This window comes from Bacillus sp. UNC41MFS5 (assembly GCF_000686805.1).
In genome coordinates this window covers 37,759-56,211 of the sequence record NZ_KK366018.1, presented here as the reverse complement: position 1 = coordinate 56,211, position 18,453 = coordinate 37,759, and the positions used below count along the sequence as shown (strand labels likewise).

General features: G+C 38.6%; 19 protein-coding genes and 1 riboswitch. Of the genes, 5 read left to right on the top strand and 14 right to left on the bottom strand.

The genetic code is table 11. The features are described from left to right. The first annotated feature begins 113 nt into the window (after window positions 1-113). Entirely contained in the window at window positions 114-728 is a 615-nt protein-coding gene (locus BR30_RS0123810) for a DUF47 domain-containing protein (RefSeq protein WP_026567183.1), read from the top strand. Window positions 729-783: 55 nt separating this feature from the next. Further along, window positions 784-1,770, top strand: coding sequence for an inorganic phosphate transporter (locus tag BR30_RS0123805; protein WP_035446088.1), 987 nt, complete (start codon window positions 784-786; stop codon window positions 1,768-1,770). A 137-nt stretch (window positions 1,771-1,907) separates the two neighbouring features. Here the strand turns inward: BR30_RS0123805 and BR30_RS0123800 are convergent, their stop codons facing one another. Continuing rightward, a complete protein-coding gene (locus BR30_RS0123800) occupies window positions 1,908-3,068 on the bottom strand; it encodes a DUF4317 domain-containing protein (protein ID WP_026567181.1) in 1,161 nt (386 codons plus the stop codon). 174 nt (window positions 3,069-3,242) lie between these two features. Between BR30_RS0123800 and BR30_RS0123795 the strand changes: the two genes are divergently transcribed. Next, on the top strand, window positions 3,243-4,211 hold the full coding sequence (locus BR30_RS0123795; RefSeq protein WP_026567180.1) for an NAD(P)-dependent alcohol dehydrogenase: 969 nt from the start codon (window positions 3,243-3,245) through the stop codon (window positions 4,209-4,211). A 239-nt stretch (window positions 4,212-4,450) separates the two neighbouring features. On the opposite strand, the gene BR30_RS0123790 is transcribed toward BR30_RS0123795, so the two are convergent. From BR30_RS0123790 to BR30_RS0123755, 8 genes are all read right to left on the bottom strand, one after another. Next, the gene (locus BR30_RS0123790) at window positions 4,451-5,329 is read right to left on the bottom strand and encodes a 5'-methylthioadenosine/S-adenosylhomocysteine nucleosidase (RefSeq protein ID WP_026567179.1); all 879 of its coding nucleotides are present in this window, start codon (window positions 5,327-5,329) and stop codon (window positions 4,451-4,453) included. Window positions 5,330-5,502: 173 nt separating this feature from the next. Next, a riboswitch (purine riboswitch) is annotated at window positions 5,503-5,606 on the bottom strand. 283 nt (window positions 5,607-5,889) lie between these two features. Next, window positions 5,890-6,885 (bottom strand): peptidoglycan recognition protein family protein, encoded by a 996-nt coding sequence (locus BR30_RS34435; protein ID WP_026567178.1) that lies wholly within the window; start codon window positions 6,883-6,885, stop codon window positions 5,890-5,892. 87 nt (window positions 6,886-6,972) lie between these two features. Continuing rightward, on the bottom strand, window positions 6,973-8,499 hold the full coding sequence (locus BR30_RS0123780; RefSeq protein ID WP_026567177.1) for a tannase/feruloyl esterase family alpha/beta hydrolase: 1,527 nt from the start codon (window positions 8,497-8,499) through the stop codon (window positions 6,973-6,975). Window positions 8,500-8,544: 45 nt separating this feature from the next. Continuing rightward, window positions 8,545-9,204: a CoA transferase subunit B gene (locus tag BR30_RS0123775; RefSeq protein WP_026567176.1), complete on the bottom strand. Its 660-nt coding sequence runs from the start codon at window positions 9,202-9,204 to the stop codon at window positions 8,545-8,547. A 15-nt stretch (window positions 9,205-9,219) separates the two neighbouring features. Next, window positions 9,220-9,921, bottom strand: a complete 702-nt coding sequence (locus tag BR30_RS0123770; RefSeq protein WP_026567175.1) for a CoA transferase subunit A — start codon at window positions 9,919-9,921, stop codon at window positions 9,220-9,222. Between the two features lie 405 nt (window positions 9,922-10,326). Continuing rightward, complete coding sequence (locus tag BR30_RS0123765; RefSeq protein WP_026567174.1) at window positions 10,327-10,527, bottom strand: hypothetical protein; 201 nt, start codon at window positions 10,525-10,527, stop codon at window positions 10,327-10,329. 97 nt (window positions 10,528-10,624) lie between these two features. After that, window positions 10,625-11,146 carry a DinB family protein gene (locus BR30_RS0123760; protein WP_026567173.1) on the bottom strand — a complete coding sequence of 174 codons (522 nt, stop codon included), beginning with the start codon at window positions 11,144-11,146 and terminating at the stop codon, window positions 10,625-10,627. Between the two features lie 154 nt (window positions 11,147-11,300). Continuing rightward, a complete protein-coding gene (locus BR30_RS0123755; RefSeq protein ID WP_026567172.1) occupies window positions 11,301-12,125 on the bottom strand; it encodes a GNAT family N-acetyltransferase in 825 nt (274 codons plus the stop codon). Between the two features lie 232 nt (window positions 12,126-12,357). Here BR30_RS0123755 and BR30_RS0123750 point away from each other — a divergent pair, with 232 nt between their 5' ends. Continuing rightward, a complete protein-coding gene (locus BR30_RS0123750; protein ID WP_035446086.1) occupies window positions 12,358-12,783 on the top strand; it encodes a ribosomal maturation YjgA family protein in 426 nt (141 codons plus the stop codon). A 17-nt stretch (window positions 12,784-12,800) separates the two neighbouring features. Here the strand turns inward: BR30_RS0123750 and BR30_RS34430 are convergent, their stop codons facing one another. The 5 genes from BR30_RS34430 to BR30_RS0123725 all read right to left on the bottom strand — a co-directional run bounded on the left by BR30_RS34430 (window position 12,801) and on the right by BR30_RS0123725 (window position 17,639). Then, window positions 12,801-13,265: a Gmad2 immunoglobulin-like domain-containing protein gene (locus BR30_RS34430; protein ID WP_051633762.1), complete on the bottom strand. Its 465-nt coding sequence runs from the start codon at window positions 13,263-13,265 to the stop codon at window positions 12,801-12,803. Between the two features lie 166 nt (window positions 13,266-13,431). Then, the gene (locus BR30_RS0123740; RefSeq protein WP_026567170.1) at window positions 13,432-13,653 is read right to left on the bottom strand and encodes a DUF1540 domain-containing protein; all 222 of its coding nucleotides are present in this window, start codon (window positions 13,651-13,653) and stop codon (window positions 13,432-13,434) included. 167 nt (window positions 13,654-13,820) lie between these two features. Then, window positions 13,821-15,068, bottom strand: a complete 1,248-nt coding sequence (locus tag BR30_RS0123735; RefSeq protein ID WP_026567169.1) for an L-lactate MFS transporter — start codon at window positions 15,066-15,068, stop codon at window positions 13,821-13,823. 133 nt (window positions 15,069-15,201) lie between these two features. Next, window positions 15,202-15,981: a LytR/AlgR family response regulator transcription factor gene (locus tag BR30_RS0123730; protein WP_026567168.1), complete on the bottom strand. Its 780-nt coding sequence runs from the start codon at window positions 15,979-15,981 to the stop codon at window positions 15,202-15,204. Then, window positions 15,978-17,639, bottom strand: a complete 1,662-nt coding sequence (locus BR30_RS0123725) for a sensor histidine kinase (RefSeq protein WP_026567167.1) — start codon at window positions 17,637-17,639, stop codon at window positions 15,978-15,980. The genes BR30_RS0123730 and BR30_RS0123725 overlap by 4 nt, the downstream gene beginning before the upstream one ends. Before the next feature lie 266 nt (window positions 17,640-17,905). Here BR30_RS0123725 and BR30_RS37475 point away from each other — a divergent pair. Then, window positions 17,906-18,453 (top strand): hypothetical protein (locus tag BR30_RS37475; RefSeq protein WP_051633761.1); only part of this gene is annotated, 548 nt, incomplete at its 3' end.

Genomic DNA, 18,453 nt, shown 5'->3' with positions numbered 1-18,453 from the left:
CTATTCCAGCCTTATTAATTGCTGTGATAGGGTTCTTTCCTAATATTCTTGAATCGTAGAGTCCAATTAGGAAATATTAAGTTTAGATTATTTAAAATTGTGGAGGTCATACTATGGCAAGAAAAAAAGACAAGTTTGCCGATTATCTAGGGAATATAGCTACGAATTTAAAAGAAAGTGCAAATTACTTCGCGGATTATAAACTTAAAAATGTGAGCGACCTTAAAATCTTCTCTGAAAAAATGAAGGAATATGAGAACAAGGGGGATTCTTTAGTTCATGATGTGACCAAAGATTTACATAATGCCTTCATCACCTATATTGAACGTGAAGATATTTTAACACTGACGATGAGCATGGATGATGTTTTAGATGGATTAGAACATACTGCTGCCTTGTTTGAAATGTATTCAATTATTAATGCTGATGATTATATGCTTAGGTTTGTTGAAGCCATCAGAAGCTGTACAGCTGAAATTGAAACAGCTGTTGAAATGCTGGCATCAAAGAAATTACTAAACATGAGAGAGCATGCGATAAAAATTAAAGACTTGGAATCAAAATGTGATGCAATTCTGCGTGAATCCATTACAAACCTGTTTGCGAACGAAAAAGACCCTATTCGTATTATTCAATATAAAGAAATCTATGAAGAACTTGAAAACATTGCAGACTTCTGTCAAGTTGTCGCAAATACATTGGAAAGTATTATCATGAAAAATGCTTAATCACTTTCCTGATAAAACTTAGATTACTTCAAGTCAGTACATTTTGGAGGTACAAATGACGATTATCGTTATCATCCTTATACTTGCGTTAATCTTCGAATTCATAAATGGTTTCCATGATACCGCTAACGCAATTGCGATGTCAGTTTCTACAAAGGCCTTATCACCGCGATTTGCCGTTTTCTATGCAGGCGCCTTAAACTTTGTCGGTGCTTTAACTTCACAAGCTGTTGCGAAATCAATAGGCGGAAAAATTGCCGATCCTTTTCAAATAGATAATGGATTGTTAATCGTCATTGCTGCACTGATTGCCGCGATTTTTTGGAACCTTTTAACCTGGTACTATGGGATTCCTTCGTCATCTTCCCATACCTTAATCGGTTCAGTGGCAGGTGCGGTTATATTTGGATCCGGCTTTGATTCTATTAACTGGGAAGGATTCACCGATATTATTAAAGCTCTAGTCATTTCGCCCTTTTTAGCATTTGGTGTAGGATTTATCATTATGAAAATATTAGCGATTATCTTTAAGAATGCAAATCCATATCGGGCAACGAAAGGTTTTCGGGGATTCCAAATCATTGCCTCTGGGTTAGCCGCATTTTCTCATGGAGGAAATGATGGTCAAAAAACGATGGGAATTATTGTCTTTGCCTTGGTTGCAGGCGGTTTCCAATCGACATTAGATGTTCCATTTTGGGTACAAGTCCTATGTGCCGGTACGATTGGTCTAGGAACCATGATTGGTGGAATGCGGATTATTAAAACCGTTGCTAAAAAAATCTTCAAAGTAAAACCGATCAATGGATTTGCTGCAGATTTGACCTCATTTGCCGTTTTACAAGGAGCAACCATGTTCGGACTACCCGTATCAACGACTCATGTGTCTTCATCTGCCATATTAGGTGTCGGATCGTCGAAGCGGTTTAAAGGTGTGAACTGGGGAGTAGCGATACGAATTGTTACAACGTGGGTGATTACATTGCCTATCTCAGCATTGATAGCTGGATTGGTCATGATGATATTGAAACTTTTCATGTAATAATGTATTTATTAATTAGTTACTCCAGGTATATTGTAAACATAAAAGAGCGGTCAAAAACAATTGAAAATCAGTTGTTTTTGACCGCTCTTTTTTAATTCAAATGGTAAAAGCTTTAACAACCTATCATTAAAAAGCTAGAATGTTTCCGTTTCTAGTCGAAAACCTTCCACGATTACATCTTCATCAATTTCCAACAGTAAGCATCGTTTTCCTTGGTACATAATATATTTTATGTTTTTAAGGTCTTTCGGATCGATAGATAAATTTGCTACATTTGTATCGATTTTTATCTTTTTAGGAATTAAATTGCTGGCTTTGAACTCATGGGTTTCGTCAGCTAGCACATCTTTAAAGGCATGTTCCACTTTGGCAGTATCTACGTTTTCGACCCCGCTTACTTCTAAGATGCGTCCAATGTCCTTATAATCCAACATTGGGGCTTCACTTTCTTCGTTTTCTTCATTCTCTTGGATAACTTTATCAATTTCCTCATAAACATTGGAAATAATTTTGGAATCCACTTGATCTCCAATTACTTTTTTTAATATTAATTCAAAACCATCTTTATCTTCGTCAGCCGTGATGATTTCTTCACAATTAAGGACCTGTTCAATAAACGTAAAATCCGGTTGATTAGCTTTCCCCGCACAATAAAGAATATGGTTCACGTCTGAAGAATTGTCACTAAAAGCAGGGAACAGAAAGCCAGACAATGGTGACTGCAAATTAATAATTGGATCGAAGACGGTATTCGATTTAAATTCTTTCTCAACATAATCAAACAGCAGAGCTTTTTTCGGCTGATCTGTTTTATTAAGACTGCAAAGAATAAATTGGTTGGAATAGACTGCGTCATCTCCGCCCTCTTCCGATTCAGGATCGCGCTTCCTCGTCGGTTTACGATATTCCCCGCGGATAAACGTCACGACCGTATCAAATTCATACACCGTATGAGCATACATTTTTCCAACCATAGCAAACATATATTCTAACCAGTCTTCTGTGGTGTCTGTCTGTAAACCATCAAAGAGGATCGTTTGAGTACTGTCTTCTGTATCACGCTGAAATTTTAGTTCGAACAGTTTGGAATCTAGTTGGCCGGTCAAAACCTTTTTAAAATTCCCTAAAAACAACTCTTGTGTTTCCAGTTCTAACATTTGAAACGGCTGACAAACATGATGATAAATCTCACCTGATTCTTTCTGAACATAAACATTGTAGATTTCACGAATGGCCAGGAGATCATTATTTAATTTAAATTGCTTTCGAATAGTAGCGACGTCGTTTTTATTCATCATTCTCAACTCCCATCCCTGATTATACTGTGCTGACACAAAAATAGAAATACATACAACTACTTTGGCAAACATTTTGGGAAATTTATGTATTAAATTGGCGATGGTCTGGAATATCAATAATTTGAGGATCATTAGCGATTTTTACATGACCAAATCCTAGGAGGTTTCTAAATGAAAGCTATTGTATCAAGTAAATATGGACCACCTGATACCCTTGAATTAATGGAAGTGGAAAAACCGATCCCAAAGGCTCATCAAGTCCTGGTAAAAATACATGCATCATCGATGAATTTTGGTAACTTGGTCCTATTAAAAGGTGAGCCATTCCTAGCTCGCTTCGCTTTCGGCCTCCGTAAACCCAAATATCCCATACCCGGGGGTGACATTGCCGGCCGGGTAGAAGCGGTTGGAAAAGATGTCACGCAGTTTCAACCAGGTGATGATGTGTTCGGAGACCTATCAGGTTTTGGCTGGGGTGGGTTTGCCGAATATGTATCTGTTCCCGAAAATGCACTCGCCTTAAAGCCGGCCAATCTGACTTATGAGGAAGCAGCCTCAGTACCGATGGCAGGAGTCACAGCCCTGCAAGGTCTACGGGATAAAGGCAAGATCCAGTCAGGACAAAGGGTGTTAATTAATGGAGCGTCAGGTGGTGTCGGCACCTTCGCCGTCCAGTTGGCCAAATCCTTTGGGGCCGAAGTAACAGGAGTATGTAGTACAAGAAATTTAGACATTTTGCAGTCACTTGGAGCCGATCATACGATTGACTATACCCAAGAAGATTTTGCCCAAAATCAAGCAAAGTATGACCTGATTCTTGGTGTTAACGGTCATAAACCAATTTCAGCTTATAAACGAGTTTTAACTCCTCATGGTATCTTTGTTCACGTCGGAGGTTCCGAGGCACAAATGTTCCAAGCGATGGTCCTCGGGCCTTGGATATCTATGACCAGTAAAAAGAAAATGGGCACCTTTTTACAACGGCCTAAACAGGATGATTTGATTTATATAAAAGAACTTATTGAGTCCGGTAAAGTAAAACCTGTGATTGATCGAAGTTACAAATTGAGCGAAGTCCCCGAAGCATTCCGGTATTTTCAAGAAGGACACGCACAGGGGAAAGTTGTTATCACGATGTGAACCCATGTTTTATGAGGGACTTTATAAACCGTCGTTATTGACCTATTCATTTATCTATTAGCTCATTTAGGCTTTATAAGCGTGGCTCATTGAACATACCTCTTACTGAAAAGAACTCTCTGTACCAAAATGGATGTTCCTTCCATTTTCTACCCAAAAATCTCATTGGTAATAGTAATAACTTAAAAAAAAATAGAGCTGTGGAAACAGCTCTACGATAGTGACACCTATTTTCTAAATTATTTACTCTGCACTGTTGCAATATACTTTTTAACCACTTCATAAACATAGTCTTGATTGGCCGAAGCTGTATTTGGGTTGTATGTGCCGCCATTTGTTTTATTGTTAGAAAGAACACGAATACCCAAGAATGCGACATCATAAGCATCGGCTATTTGTGCTGCGGCAGCACCTTCCATTTCCTCTACAGATGTTTCATAATTTGTATGGAACCATTTAATACGATCAACTTCATTGTTCCAAACGTCTGCTGAACCGATTGTCCCTTCAACGACTTTACCCTGGGTGTACTTATTTTTTACGGCATTAGCTGCTGCAAGAAGGCCCGCATCACCCTCGTAGTAACGGACTTTTTCAGCATTCGGATCTGACCCGCTTCCTTCCGAGGCCATTAAGTCCATAGGTTTCCAAATCGTTGGATCCATACCTTGGTTTTCTTCGATGTTTCCTGTTTTTAAGGATCCAATGTTTGTCGTTCTCTTTCCTAAAACAATATCAAATACGTTCAAACTTGGGTCATGTCCGCCTGAAGTCCCTTGATTGATAATCGCAATAGGATTATATTTTTCAATCGCTAATGCTGTCGCAGCCGCTGTATTTTCCATTCCCTTACCTGTTTTTGCCACGATGACAGGATAATTGTTCAACTTTCCTTTGTAAAATACAAAAGTCCCTGACTTTTCCACTTTCACTTTTTCTAATCTTTGTGCAAATTTTTCGGCTTCAATAGGCATTGGACCTTGAATGAGAATTGGTCTCGCAGCGCCTTCTACTTTTTCTTCTACTAGTAAAGTAGAATTCCGGAATGCAAGCAACGATAAGAATAGTACAACAATAACTGCTAATGGTGCGGATTTCTTTAACATTTTGTTTTTCATAAAAACCTCTCCCATTTCTTTTGATGTTTGATACACTCGATTGTCTTGTCCAATGAAAAAGGTCTAGAAATGTAGAATGATTTCTACCCTTCTAGACCTACGGAAGTCAAAGTATGGATAATTAAGCAAAATTGCTAAATTATCTAATGGCTGCGGCAAAAATCGCCGAATAATAGCCAGATACTTTAACTCGTAGTCTAGTTCTTTCATTGGGAACCAGGTAGAGACACTCAGACCATATTTCCGAGTATATACGAGTAATGTTATTTACGATTATTACTTTTTTAATATAACAAATATCTAATAGAAATACAACTAAAAGGTGAATGTTTAGATAAAAAAATATATTATTGTTCGTGTTTAGGGGATATTTAAGAAAAAATGAGGATGTTAACTAGTTTGTTTACGACTTTTTACAAACACTCATAAAACTCATCTTTCATTTTAATAAGGTTTAATCACCTCTTTGAGCGGCAAATAAATTATCCTCATGAGGACAAAAACTCAAAGCAAAAAAAATTGGTCCTCATGAAGTGTTCATGAGGACCTGGAAGCCACGTTTAATGCCTCCTAGAAGCTAAAATTTCTTGCATCTTCCGTGAAACGAGCGGATAAAAGTTATTAATAGCACTGGTAGTTGAATTCCCGCCGAAAAATCCAGTTCCTGGGCAGGTTTTTACATTATAATCTGGCCCACTATCCAGCACTCGTTCCTTCGTTCGTAGATTCCACCAATGATGATAGGTAATACTGTCTAGGGATGGCGTTAGCCCGAATTTAATCGAAAGCACGGCGGTAATATACACAATCGTTTCCTTCTGTTCGCTAGTCATAACATCATGACCTTTATCGAAGTTGCCAACATTTTCAATAGCGATCCCTGTGGCGTTCGCCCTTGGCCCAATGGTACCTTCGGGGGCCATGTTAAAGGGTCTAGAAACGGCTATTTTCCCATCCGGAAAGGTGGTAATATTTTGAGCGATATTACTCCAGCGCATTTTTCGCTTATGGAAATTTTCCATTCCCATCAACATTCGAAAATGATTGGATCCATTAAATTTCTTGTAAGACGGTGACCAGGTGTGATGCTGTTGGATGAGCGTCACTTTCCTCTTTATCTGAGTATGAAATAACCAATCCCTAAATTCTTCCCTTGTCATCAAGATATGCTGCCCTTGCATCGTCATGTTTTTTGGTGGAATTTTTAATACTTGCCCAATAAACAGTCGTTCAGTAGAAAGTCGATTTTTGGCTTTAATAAGATTGACGGAAGAATGGAAGACAGACGCTATGCCTCTCAGTGTATCCCCAGCAACCACTTCATACGTGATTGGTATCCACAATTTTTGGCCAGCCAAGACTGTATTCGACTGCAATCCATTGGTCACTTTTAAGTCATAAACGGAAGTTCCAAATTGAACAGCAATTCGCGGCAACGAATCGCCTTGTTTTACAACATATATATTTCTTGGCTTATTCTCAGTGGCATGAGCAGGAATACTATTTAATAGGATGATAAAAACCAAACTACATACAATCACCAATTGTTTTCTCATGTTTGATATCCCTTCACTCTATTTCTGCATTCATAGTTTGCAGAATAGCGTGGAGATTATTCTCGGCTGATTTGAAAGTAGTTCTTTTTACTTCGGATTCACTTCTTTACCAGTCTTAATATCTACCACTTTTGTATGATCCTGAGGGGAAGTAAGGACTTTACTTTTAGGTGCTTTTTTATGATGTTCCACCCAGTCCACGAGTAAATCAAAAGCTTGATGGGCATACGGAAGCAATGGCTGCAATTCTTTATTCGGATCCGTTGAATTGTTCCAGACCAAGCTGTCGACATGGTTTCCTTTTTCAATGGTATAAAGTCGGTGTAATTTGCCTTTTCCGGCTTTGTTTACTAGCTTGTCGTAAGCATCCGCATGGATGGACGGAAAAATTAACGAGTCCCAGGAACCAGTTATACTGATCAACGGCACATCAATATCGCCCGTATTCTCAATCGCTTTTACATTTTGTTTGACTTCTTTCGGGCGTTGCATATAATTGTAATCTTTAAAGATGGAATCGTATGTACGATCACGAAGACCATCCTTATAGTTCAAATAGTTTCCCCAATCGATTTGGTTCGGAGCTGTTGGATCAAGTTCATCCCGATAAATATTTAATGTAAGGAACCAGTAGACTTGGTCATGATAACCCCAAAGTTTTTCAGATCCTTTAGGTAAACCAGCTTTATACATTTTTTCCATTGCCGTTTGCTTTTCTTCACCAGCACCGTAAAGGGCTTTCTCAGCATGATTGACGACTGGGGTTAACGAACTAATTAAATTCGGTTCATTCGCTCTCCATAACACGCCTTCCCAATCCACGCCGCCATCATATAATGCTGGTTCCCCTGTCTTCTCTGGACCGTCATGTTCAAGGGCATAACGGACGACATAACCGCCATTTGAAATTCCCATCGCATAGGTTGGAACTTTATGTTTTTTTGTAATCAACTTGCTGGCTGGATTTTTCCGATCACTCTCTTTAATCAGCTGATCACGATAATTTTCAGTTAAGTATTTTTGTGCAGCTATCGTCAATTGTCGAAAGCGCTGATTCCATTCAGAGATACTGTCATCCTCTTCAACTAAGGCGTTCTTTGCTTTTGCGAATGGATCGGCAGGGTCAGTTTCACCTTGTGTCCCTTTATCCGTTGCCGCAAACGCATAACCTTTTGCTAAAACATAATCACTAAACAGTAAATCGGTCGCCGTTTCATTTCGAGTTGCGGGTATTCCCCCTACAACTAATTTTCCATTCCAGTTATCTGGTACACGGATGACAAATTTGGCATCGTCGAACATACCGTTGACTTGAACGCCGCTTACTGACGCAGGGTTGTACATGTTATACCAACCCGTTCCTTCATCCTTATTCCCCCAATTATAAGGGGCCAGTCCTATATTCCCAAAGACAGTGGCTGCTGTATATTGAGACGGATTTTTTGTTGTTAACCAGTTTCCGTTTGTTCCATCAAACTTGCTCACCGTAACTTCTTGTGCCCCCGGTACTTCTGGAGAATAGGATGCGGAAACACTTTTTTGCAAGTAGGTCTGAGGAATAAACGGAAACATTAAAGCAGAGGCAGCAGCTATCGCTAAGAGTTTACCTTTCACCAAAAAATCCCCTCCGATTCTTAATACTCATAATTATTTTTGTTTTTACACAGATACAGAGTTAACGAGCAATTCCGGACTAATTGTAAAAGAAGCTTCTGTTTTTTCCTTAACTTCCTCAAGGGTAACCCCTTCTTGTGTTTCTACTAATACCATTCCATCAGGCGTAAAATCAAATACAGCTAAATCAGTAATTAAGCGATGGACAACCCTTTTCCCGGTTAGCGGAAGTGTGCATTCTTCTTTAATTTTAGACTCACCATACTTATTAACATGTTCCATAATCACAACAATGCGCTTTGCTCCATTTACAAGGTCCATGGCTCCGCCCATGCCCTTTACCATTTTCCCCGGAATCATCCAGTTGGCAAGATCTCCGTTTTCTGAAACCTCCATACCGCCAAGAATGGCTAAATCAATATGGCCGCCGCGGATCATGGCAAAGGACTCGGCACTATCAAAATAAGAGGCGCCTTTCACTGCTGTAACTGTTTCTTTCCCTGCGTTGATTAAATCAGGATCCACATCTTCCTCATTCGGATAAGGCCCGATCCCCAAAAGTCCATTTTCTGATTGAAGCAAAACACTGTATTCAGCAGGTATTTCATTTGCTAAAAGTGTCGGTATTCCAATACCCAAATTGACATTCATCCCATCTTGTATTTCCTGCACTGCCCGCTTGATAATTCTTTGACGTACATCCATTGAAAATTCTCCTCCTTATGCTTGAATAACCGTCCGTCTCTCAATTCTCTTTTCATAACCTTCCCCTGCTAAAAGTCGTTGAACATACACACTTGGTGTATGAATGTGGTCAGGATTTAATTCCCCTGCTCCGACAATTTCTTCTACTTCTGCAATCGTTATTTTTCCAGCCATTGCTGCCAATGGGTTAAAATTCCTGGCTGTTTTGTCGTAAACTAAATTCCCTAATGAATCCGCTCTCCAAGCCTTTACTAAGGAAAAATCGCCTACAATGGCTTTTTCAAGGATATAGGTTTTTCCGTCAAAATCTTTGTGTTCCTTTCCTTCGGCGATCGGTGTTCCAACTCCTGTAGCAGTATAAAATCCAGGTATGCCGGCGCCGCCTGCACGGATTCGTTCAGCTAGTGTACCTTGTGGCACGAGTTCCACTTCTAATTCCCCGCTTAAAAATTGTCGTTCAAAAATCTTGTTCTCCCCAACATAGGAGGAAATCATTTTCTTAATTTGTTTATTCGCAAGCAATATTCCAAGTCCCCAATCGTCGACACCACAATTATTACTGACAATTGTTAAGTCTTTAACTCCTTTATCTCTTAAAGCCAGAATCGCCTTTTCAGGTATCCCGCAAAGACCAAATCCTCCGACAATGATCGTGGCCCCGTCATGGATATCCTCGATGGCTTTTTCAAACGAATCAATTATTTTTCCATTCTTCATTATCTTTTCTCCTTTTTTATAGATTCGTGCCTCCGAAACATGCTGATCCCTATAGCGAAAGCGCATTCATTTATTAGATTGCAAGTTTTATGCCAAATATATTTTATTATTCAGAATTAATGAAAAAGGGCAGAAATCCTTAAGTACCCAACATTTATTTATTTTTCTTGGTTAAAGATAATATAAATTTTCCGCATTTTCGGAATTAGATCTATGTACCTTTTCCGAAAAACAGGAATTTTCCGTTTTTTCGGAAAAGTATAACTCTTAACCATTTTCGAAGATACCAAAAAAGGGTTAGTCCCTCAAAGTAATGAGAGACTGACCCTTTTTTTGTTTACACTTAATCGTGTTTAAAGTAATTGTTATATCCCTTGCAAAAAAAACACCTCAAACCAGAAGGGCTTACTCTTTCTCCGTAATAAACCAACCCTCAGGTTTTTTTTCTATAGTAAAAAGATCTTCATCGAATTTTTTGCGAAGTGCTTTATATTCCTCATTTTCAAATTTAATCTCTGAAACTCTGATTTGTTTTAGTGTTATTTCGGGCTTTTTGACTTCAAATATCAAATCTTTAAAAATAAAAAAGGTCTTTTGTCGTTTCATTCTCTCCACTTCCTCCCTTTAATATTTCTTACGTATAGAATTAGGCAAAAATGGATGAAACCCTTTAAAAATTCTATGTAAATTTATTGTAACAAATTTATAAATCCTTCCGAAATTTTCTAAGCATCTGGAAAATCTGTCCTCGATGATGGGATTCATGTTCAATCAAATGATAGACAACCCATTCAGGTGTGACATCATATGGTTCTAGTACTCTAGGTTTACGCCAATCTGTTAGGTCCATCGAACGAAAATGGGAAAGAAATACTTCACGAACTTTATTTAGGCGGTAAAAATGTTCGTCTAAACTTTGTCCCTCCACGTGAGCTAAAGAGCCATCTTCGGACCTGTGTTCGATCGGAAACATTGAGCGTATATCGGGATCCCATTCGGTAACAAGTACCTCTTCATATAACCAATCTGCTTCAATCAAGGCTATGTGATACAACAACGAGCCAATCGTTTGTCTTTCATCTATTTTGGTATCGAGTATCGTTTGGGTAATACCAGTTAATTCCGTTAAAAGAGTACGGCGAACATCCTCTAGACACCATAGCCAACGGCCAATTTCTTCATTAAAACCTGGTAATGAAGATACCAGTAAAGTTCTTCTATTCAATGAGATCATCCTCTTCTTAATTATAATTTATGAGCTTTATGAGCGAATTATATGCTTCTATGAGCGAACTTGAAAAAACAACAATCTATAATTATATAAAAAAAGATGCATTACAAAGCATCTTTCTTTAAATTCCAATATGCTTTACTTGAAATTACTTTTCATATAGATAGTAATCTTGAGAATGGTAGCTTCTAAATCCACATGATTCGTAGAGTCTTAGGGCATTGGCATTTTTGGCCTCTACCTCGAGAAAAATAGGTAATCCTTTTTGGTGCTCCCTGATTACTACATTCGTTAAGGCTTTTCTTCCAATCCCTTTTCCCTGGAGTTCAGGAAAAACGGCAAAACCATAGATCCAGGCTTCACCATTCGATTCGGAAACGCGCATTTTTCCAGCAATTTTTCCTTCTGCTTCAATAATGAAACGTTCGTCACTGCTGGTCTCCCTAATCGATTGGTTAAACTCTCGTGCAGCATCTTCATTGATACCGAACCCCAAAACTTCGAGTTGGATTTCGGCTTCCCAATCTTCTGAAGAAATAGACGGGCGCAATGTAACAGTCGGATCCTCAGACAATTGAGTTTCCTGCCATTTCATTTGATACTCAGCAACTGAAAAAGCACAAGGAACGTTTTTCAAAAACTGCTTGGCTGATTGAGATTCTGTAGGAGCATTTAACAAAATCGTAGTATATCGTTTTTTCGACTCTAGTAGGCCCCTTTCCATCAACTCAGAAAAGATTCCTTTTCTTCGGTAATCGGGGTGTACCATTCCACAAAGTTCTACTTTATCACCAAAACCATAGATGCCCAGAAAACCGACAAGCTTGCCACCTTCATAATGGAATAAGTCTTCTTTTTGTTTTCCAATCCGATTTTCAAGCATATCAAAATTTAGCTTCAGGTTAAATCCACCCTCTTTTTCACAAACCCCCTGAAGTTCTTTTATTTTCAATATATCTTCACGTGTTAGCATTCATTTCACCCCTGTTCATCTTCACCTATTCCTATTCTTGACGATAGGTTGTCATTCCTTCTTTTTTTTAATTAATAAGATTAAAAAAAGCCAAGGAAGTGATTATTGTCACCTCCCCAGCAATAACATAGTTCTATTTTCTAAAAAGATCTCTATTCTTTTTTTCATTGCTTCAATCGAAAAATACAAGTATATTCAAACTTATAGGTATGAGGAGAAAAGAGTGATATGAATGACTACCCACCATCCAAAAAAGGAATCAATTACACCACATAACATGAGGACTCGTTATGTGTTCGCTGTTATTCTTACCATCATCTTTGGCCTGGCCTCGAGAAAATTCTCTCACCTTCTCCCGTTACTTATTGCGGAGAATGCCGGGGATGCCCTGTGGGCGATGATGGTTTATTTTGCATTCCGTTTCTTGTTGGTGCGAAAGAGCCTCCTAATAGCAATCTCCCTTAGTTTTTTATTCAGTTATAGCATTGAATTCAGTCAGCTCTATCAAGCTGAATGGATCAATCAGCTTCGGGGTACAGTACTTGGAGCATTAATACTTGGAAAAGGTTTTCTTACAGTGGATTTGATTCGATATGCTATTGGGATTACAGTCGCTGCTAGTATGGATAAAATGACGCTTAGTGCAAGAAAGCGTTAATCTTAGAAAATGCAGCCTCAGTTGTCTAAGGCTATTGGAATTTCTAACGTATTTATTTTTGAGCCATCTTTTGCGGAATATACAAATAATTCTAATTTGCTGGTATCTGTAGATACTAACTCCTTGGCAAATGTGATTTCAAATCCCCCCCAAGCTGGTGCACCCTCTGTCTGGTAGTTCCCTTCTTTAACGACTTTTTCTCCATCATAAAGAGCATATTGAAAGACCCCTTCAAAAACTTGGGCTTTCCCTGTCACAATGATTGTATTTGCTTTTTCTGTAACGACAACATCTTTAAAGACTTCATTGTGATAAACTTCTTCCACTGGTTCTTCTGAAACTGGCCCATTGGGTTTTGACGGATTTTCTCCGTCTGGTTCTGATACCGGTGGCTTTTCATTCACCACATCCTGTTGTGGGGTACAAGCAGCTAAACCCATTGAAACTAACAATAAAGAGAACAAATAATTCATCTTCTTCATCATGTGATCCCGCCTATTTTTTCTTTTTATTTATTATATTTTATTAATTATTCAATAATCCTGTGTGCTGTAAAAATAATAAAAAATGAACAAATCAATAAAAAAAGACGGGGCTGGTTCTTCCTTTTGGGAAGGCTATGCCCGTCTTTTTTACAACAGAATCCGTTTAACTATTTTTGCTTCGTTTTGGTTTGAAGGTTTTACAACAGGTTTCTGCTGAGGTACCTGCCGTATCCACATGATTCTTTTCACCTAATTCAGAAGAAAATTCTGTATCATAGCGTGCATGGTTATCTATTTCAACCATGATTTTTTCCGCTGTACAAACATTTCCTTCTCCATAAAACGAGCAGTTGGAGATTGAACAAGCTACTTCAACTTTAGGCATGGCAATACCTCCTAGTTAATGACCTGTTGCTTTATTATTTTTTGTAAAAACAATTTTTTTCATTCACTGGATTATTTCTTATCTAATGAAATTGAAGTATTTTTCCTATATAGCACGAAAGGCAACGACCCCATAGGGGTTCGCTGCCTCATTTCTAACTTGCTCTATTAACTTGCTCGTGTCTCTGGTGAAAGGTTGTGAACCTTCCCATGATCCCTTTTTTCCTTCGTTTTCGGATTTCCAACATTCGGTGCCTTAATGGTCATGGCGATGAGTAATGATACAACGCTCAGAACGGCAATAAGCTTAAAGGTAGGAATAAATCCACCTAAGGCAGAAGCAATAAATGATGCAGATATGGCTCCAATTCCGAAACCTTGATAAATGATGCCGTAGTTTTTGCTTTGATTTTTCAAACCAAAGAAATCAGCGACAATCGCAGGAAAGATCGTAATATTCCCGCCAAAACAGAAGGCAATCCCGGCAACACAGGCAAAGAACAATGCATAATTAAGTTGGACAAAGCTTAATACGGTCACAGCTGCTGCAGTAACAAGAAGTGCAAATGATACTACTCTTAAACGGCCGACTTTATCTGATAAGGCCCCGAGAATGATGCGTCCACTTGTATTAAAGATGGCAACTAATGCCACAGCATTACTTGCTGTTTCTATATCAAGTCCTGCCAAGCTAACACCAATATCCTTCACGATTCCAATTAAGAATAACCCACTCATACAAGCCGTGAAGAAAATAACAAATAATAGATACGCTTGCTTAGTTTTAAGCATTTCTTTAACAGTGAAATCTTTTTGGACGCTGGCACTAAGGGTTTGTGCCGCTTGACCCATTTTTGCTTCCCGTACAAGGAATGAACCACCCACAACTAATATCATTACGATTAAGCCCCAGTAAAAGAAGGCTTGAGATACTCCCACTGATTGGATCAGTGAACCGTTAATGAATTTGAATAACAAACTTCCTGTACCGTACGCACCAACAGAAATTCCAGAAATAAGTCCTTTTCTCTCTGGAAACCACTTAATTAAATTTGATAATGAAGTAATATAAGCAGTACCGTCTGCTGCCCCAACGACCACACCTACTAGAATATAAAGCATCCATAAAGATGATACTTGGGAACTAAGGATTAATCCTGATCCTAGTACAAGGCCTGCAACACCAATTAAACGGCGAAGCCCCCATTTATCCTGCAACTTTCCGGCAAACAATGTCGAGAATGCCAAGGCGAAGCTGGTAATAGAAAACGTAATAGCAACTGAATTTAACTTCCAATGAAAGAGTTCTACCAACGGCTGGTTAAAAAGACTCCACGTATAAATGGTACCTAATCCCATCTGTACAATAATCGTTCCTAACACGATCAGCCATCGACGATCTGTTCCTGATTTCATTGCGATCTCCTCTTTTCTTCCATGTAAAAATGATAATGTTTAATTGATTTTGTCTACATCATCATCATAGCATCGAAAAATAGATGGAAATCGGTTTCAGAATGAGATGCCTATTATTCGGAATGAATGGCGGTTATAGATGCATAATTTGTCGAAACTCCTTCACCTTGCTTCTACTCACCGGAATTTCCTCAGAAAGATCTTTTAAACGAAGCATGTAGGTTTGATTAAACCAAGGAACAATTTCACGGATTTTGGTCAGGTTAACCGTATAAGAACGATGACAACGAAAGAAAAGGTTCTCTGGTAATAGTGCGTCAAATTCCGTTATGCTCAACGGCATGGTGTACTCCTCCTCTTTCGTATACACCAAAGTAACTTTTTCTCTCGCGATTGCATAATAGATATCATTGACATCTGTCACGATAATTTTATCGTTCTTTTTCAAATTAATTCGATTAGAAGCCTTCGATGAGATTTCCCTTTGCTGTAGTTGAGGATTCAGATGCGATTCGAGTTTTCTATCCGGAAGCGTTGTTTCGGTATGATCTCTTTTAAAGGCAGATTCCAGCCTGCTTAACATCGTGGCAATCCGCTTCTCGTCATAGGGCTTTAAAATATAGTCAAAGGCTTCTAGTTCAAATGCTTGTGCTGCATGCTCTTTATAAGCTGTGGTAAAGACAATATATGGCTTTTTTGAAAATTTACTTATAGTACTCGCTAACAACATACCATTAAGGGAAGGAATGTTAATATCTAGAAAGATTACATCTGTTTCATTCTCCTGCAAAAATTTTAATACATCTAAGCCATCATCAAAGTATTGTATCACTTCAATTTCACTATAGGCTTCAACTAAATACTCCAGTTCTTCACGTGCAGGTATTTCATCCTCTACAATAATTGCTCTCATAGGTTCTCCTTTACTATATCAAAAAAGACTTCAGTTCCAGGTGACAGACGGTGAATGACCAGTCCACGTCCATAAATGAGTTTCACTCGCTGGTGAACATTATACAAGCCGATTTTGTTGGCCGGTACATTATCATTCAACAACTGATGAATGACATCCTCGCTAATTCCGGCCCCGGTATCCTTCACACTAATTCTTACTTTGTTTTCCAAATTCTTGACCGAAATGGTCACCACTCCGGGTCCTTTTATCTTTAAGATTCCATGGATAATGGCATTTTCGACTAAAGGCTGAATGAGAAGACTCGGTATGTGCACATTTACATCATCTACCTCATATTCCACTGTTAAACGGCTGCCAAAACGCGCCTTTTCTATTTCCACGTAATCTCGGACTTGAGCCAATTCTTTATGGATATCAATCAATTCATCACTAACTTCTAAATTGTAGCGCATATAGCCAGAAAGATTAATAATCAGCTCACGCGCCTTGTCCGGATTTTTACGTGTGGTGGAGGCAATTGCATTGAGGGCATTAAACAAAAAATGCGGATTAATTTTCGTTTGGAGTGCCTTCAATTCCGCCTTGTTCGCAGCTTCCCTTATTTGTTCAATCCGGGAAACCTCCATTAGTGTGGAGATGATTTGCGATAATCCGATCGCCATCGTCTGCAGTGAATAGGTCATTTTATAGGCTTTCCGGTAATAGATTTTAAGAGTGCCTGTCACCTCGCCATGCTCCTCAAAAGGAACAATGAGCAGGGAGTGAATTTGCGGTGTATGGTGATCCTGAACTTGATTCCGAATAATAAATTTCCCACTGTGAATGGCCTCTTTGGTTAAATCACTAATGATTTCCTGCCCAATGACATATCGTTCTTCTCCAAAGCCCACATAAGTGAGCACGTTATGGGTATCTGTAATCGCTACAGCGTCGGCCTTGATATCATCTTTTATAATACGACAAATCTCCGTCAGGGAATCCGAATTAATCGACCGAAAGTAAGGCAGTGTCTTGTTCGCGATATCCAATGCTAACTTCGCCTGTCTCGCTGCAATCATTTCCTTTTCACCTTCGACGCTCATCACAAGCAAAACAATTAAACCAATGCTAACCTCTCCTAAAATCATCGGGAATGCGATTTTAGAAACAATATCCAAACCTAGTTCAAACGGATTTGCCATCACAAGAATTAACACCATGGTCAAAATTTCCGACAACATTCCGGCTGCTATTCCAAAAATCCAGCGCAAAGACCGCTTCACTCTTCGATTAATATACCCCGATACAATCCCTGCAAAAATGCTCGTAATGAGGCACGGGATTGAGGTGATCCCACCAATATCAATTACATATCGATGGACTCCTGACACAATACCGGTAATAATTCCTACCCAGGGTCCAAATAATATTCCACCCGAAACAACAGCAATAATCCTGACATTTACCAGTGACCCTTCCACATTTATCCCTGAATACGTACCAAATATGGCAAATAGGCAAAACACAAGTGTAATGACAACACGCTCTGTGGGAGAATGCTGGTCTTTTTGCAACGATTCCTTAAATCGTGGGATTCGAATCATAAAGAACAGGCAAATCAACAGTAATGCCGCCCGTTCAAATATATCAATAAGCATTTCTAACGATGTGTTCATCTAACGTTCCTTTCTTCTTTATGTTTTCTAAAATTTCATCGTAACTTCAATATTATACTACTTGCTGGTTTAGAAAATGAAAAATACAACTTGTGCAGAATGAATTCAAGTGAACTTGATGACAAGGGCTGAAGGGAAATTAATTAAGGCTTGCCTATTTTTCTCTTGAATAATATAAACAGGCTATTTTATTAGGACAACATCTTCCCGTGTTACATATACATGCAGTGTAAATATAATTAGGGAAATGTAAGGGGAGAATTTTTATGGATAGAGACATCATGAAAAATTTCATAGGCAGAGTAATCAAGATTGATAGAGGAGGACCAGAATCCAAAATTGGGATGTTAATGGATGCAAGCGACGAATTTCTCGCCATTCTCACGGAAGATGATGGACTTGTTTACTACAATACTAATCATATTAAAAGTTTTACAGATAATTTAAAGGAGAAGATGCAATTCGATCTTGACGTACCTCAAGATTTCCCATTTATAAAAGCTGATAATTTCCACGAACTGCTTGGCTTAATGAAATACAAATGGATTAAAATTAATCGTGGAGGCCCTGAGACCTTAGAGGGAGTACTCATGAAGTTAGATAATGAGTCTATTTATTTGGTCAACGGTCAGGAAATTGTTCGCTCCTCCATGTTCCACATTAAAAGTATTAGTTATGGTTTAAAAATTGAAAAGGCAAATGAAGAAAACACTGATTACCAACAATCACAAGAAAAAGACGGAGATTCCAAAAATAACAATAAAAATAATAATAGTAGCAGTAAAAGTAATAAAAGCAGCAGTAAAAGTAATAA

Bases quoted from the DNA above. Each gene is read 5' to 3' on its own strand.
- BR30_RS0123750 (WP_035446086.1), top strand. From the start codon at position 12,358: ATGACTACCCACCATCCAAAAAAGGAATCAATTACACCACATAACATG.
- BR30_RS0123740 (WP_026567170.1), bottom strand. From the start codon at position 13,653: ATGCCTAAAGTTGAAGTAGCTTGTTCAATCTCCAACTGCTCGTTTTAT.
- BR30_RS0123795 (WP_026567180.1), top strand. From the start codon at position 3,243: ATGAAAGCTATTGTATCAAGTAAATATGGACCACCTGATACCCTTGAA.
- BR30_RS0123735 (WP_026567169.1), bottom strand. From the start codon at position 15,068: ATGAAATCAGGAACAGATCGTCGATGGCTGATCGTGTTAGGAACGATT.
- BR30_RS0123730 (WP_026567168.1), bottom strand. From the start codon at position 15,981: ATGAGAGCAATTATTGTAGAGGATGAAATACCTGCACGTGAAGAACTG.
- BR30_RS0123765 (WP_026567174.1), bottom strand. From the start codon at position 10,527: ATGAAACGACAAAAGACCTTTTTTATTTTTAAAGATTTGATATTTGAA.
- BR30_RS0123800 (WP_026567181.1), bottom strand. From the start codon at position 3,068: ATGAATAAAAACGACGTCGCTACTATTCGAAAGCAATTTAAATTAAAT.
- BR30_RS0123775 (WP_026567176.1), bottom strand. From the start codon at position 9,204: ATGGATGTACGTCAAAGAATTATCAAGCGGGCAGTGCAGGAAATACAA.
- BR30_RS0123725 (WP_026567167.1), bottom strand. From the start codon at position 17,639: ATGAACACATCGTTAGAAATGCTTATTGATATATTTGAACGGGCGGCA.
- BR30_RS0123790 (WP_026567179.1), bottom strand. From the start codon at position 5,329: ATGAAAAACAAAATGTTAAAGAAATCCGCACCATTAGCAGTTATTGTT.
- BR30_RS0123810 (WP_026567183.1), top strand. From the start codon at position 114: ATGGCAAGAAAAAAAGACAAGTTTGCCGATTATCTAGGGAATATAGCT.
- BR30_RS0123770 (WP_026567175.1), bottom strand. From the start codon at position 9,921: ATGAAGAATGGAAAAATAATTGATTCGTTTGAAAAAGCCATCGAGGAT.
- BR30_RS0123805 (WP_035446088.1), top strand. From the start codon at position 784: ATGACGATTATCGTTATCATCCTTATACTTGCGTTAATCTTCGAATTC.
- BR30_RS34435 (WP_026567178.1), bottom strand. From the start codon at position 6,885: ATGAGAAAACAATTGGTGATTGTATGTAGTTTGGTTTTTATCATCCTA.
- BR30_RS34430 (WP_051633762.1), bottom strand. From the start codon at position 13,265: ATGAAGAAGATGAATTATTTGTTCTCTTTATTGTTAGTTTCAATGGGT.
- BR30_RS0123755 (WP_026567172.1), bottom strand. From the start codon at position 12,125: ATGCTAACACGTGAAGATATATTGAAAATAAAAGAACTTCAGGGGGTT.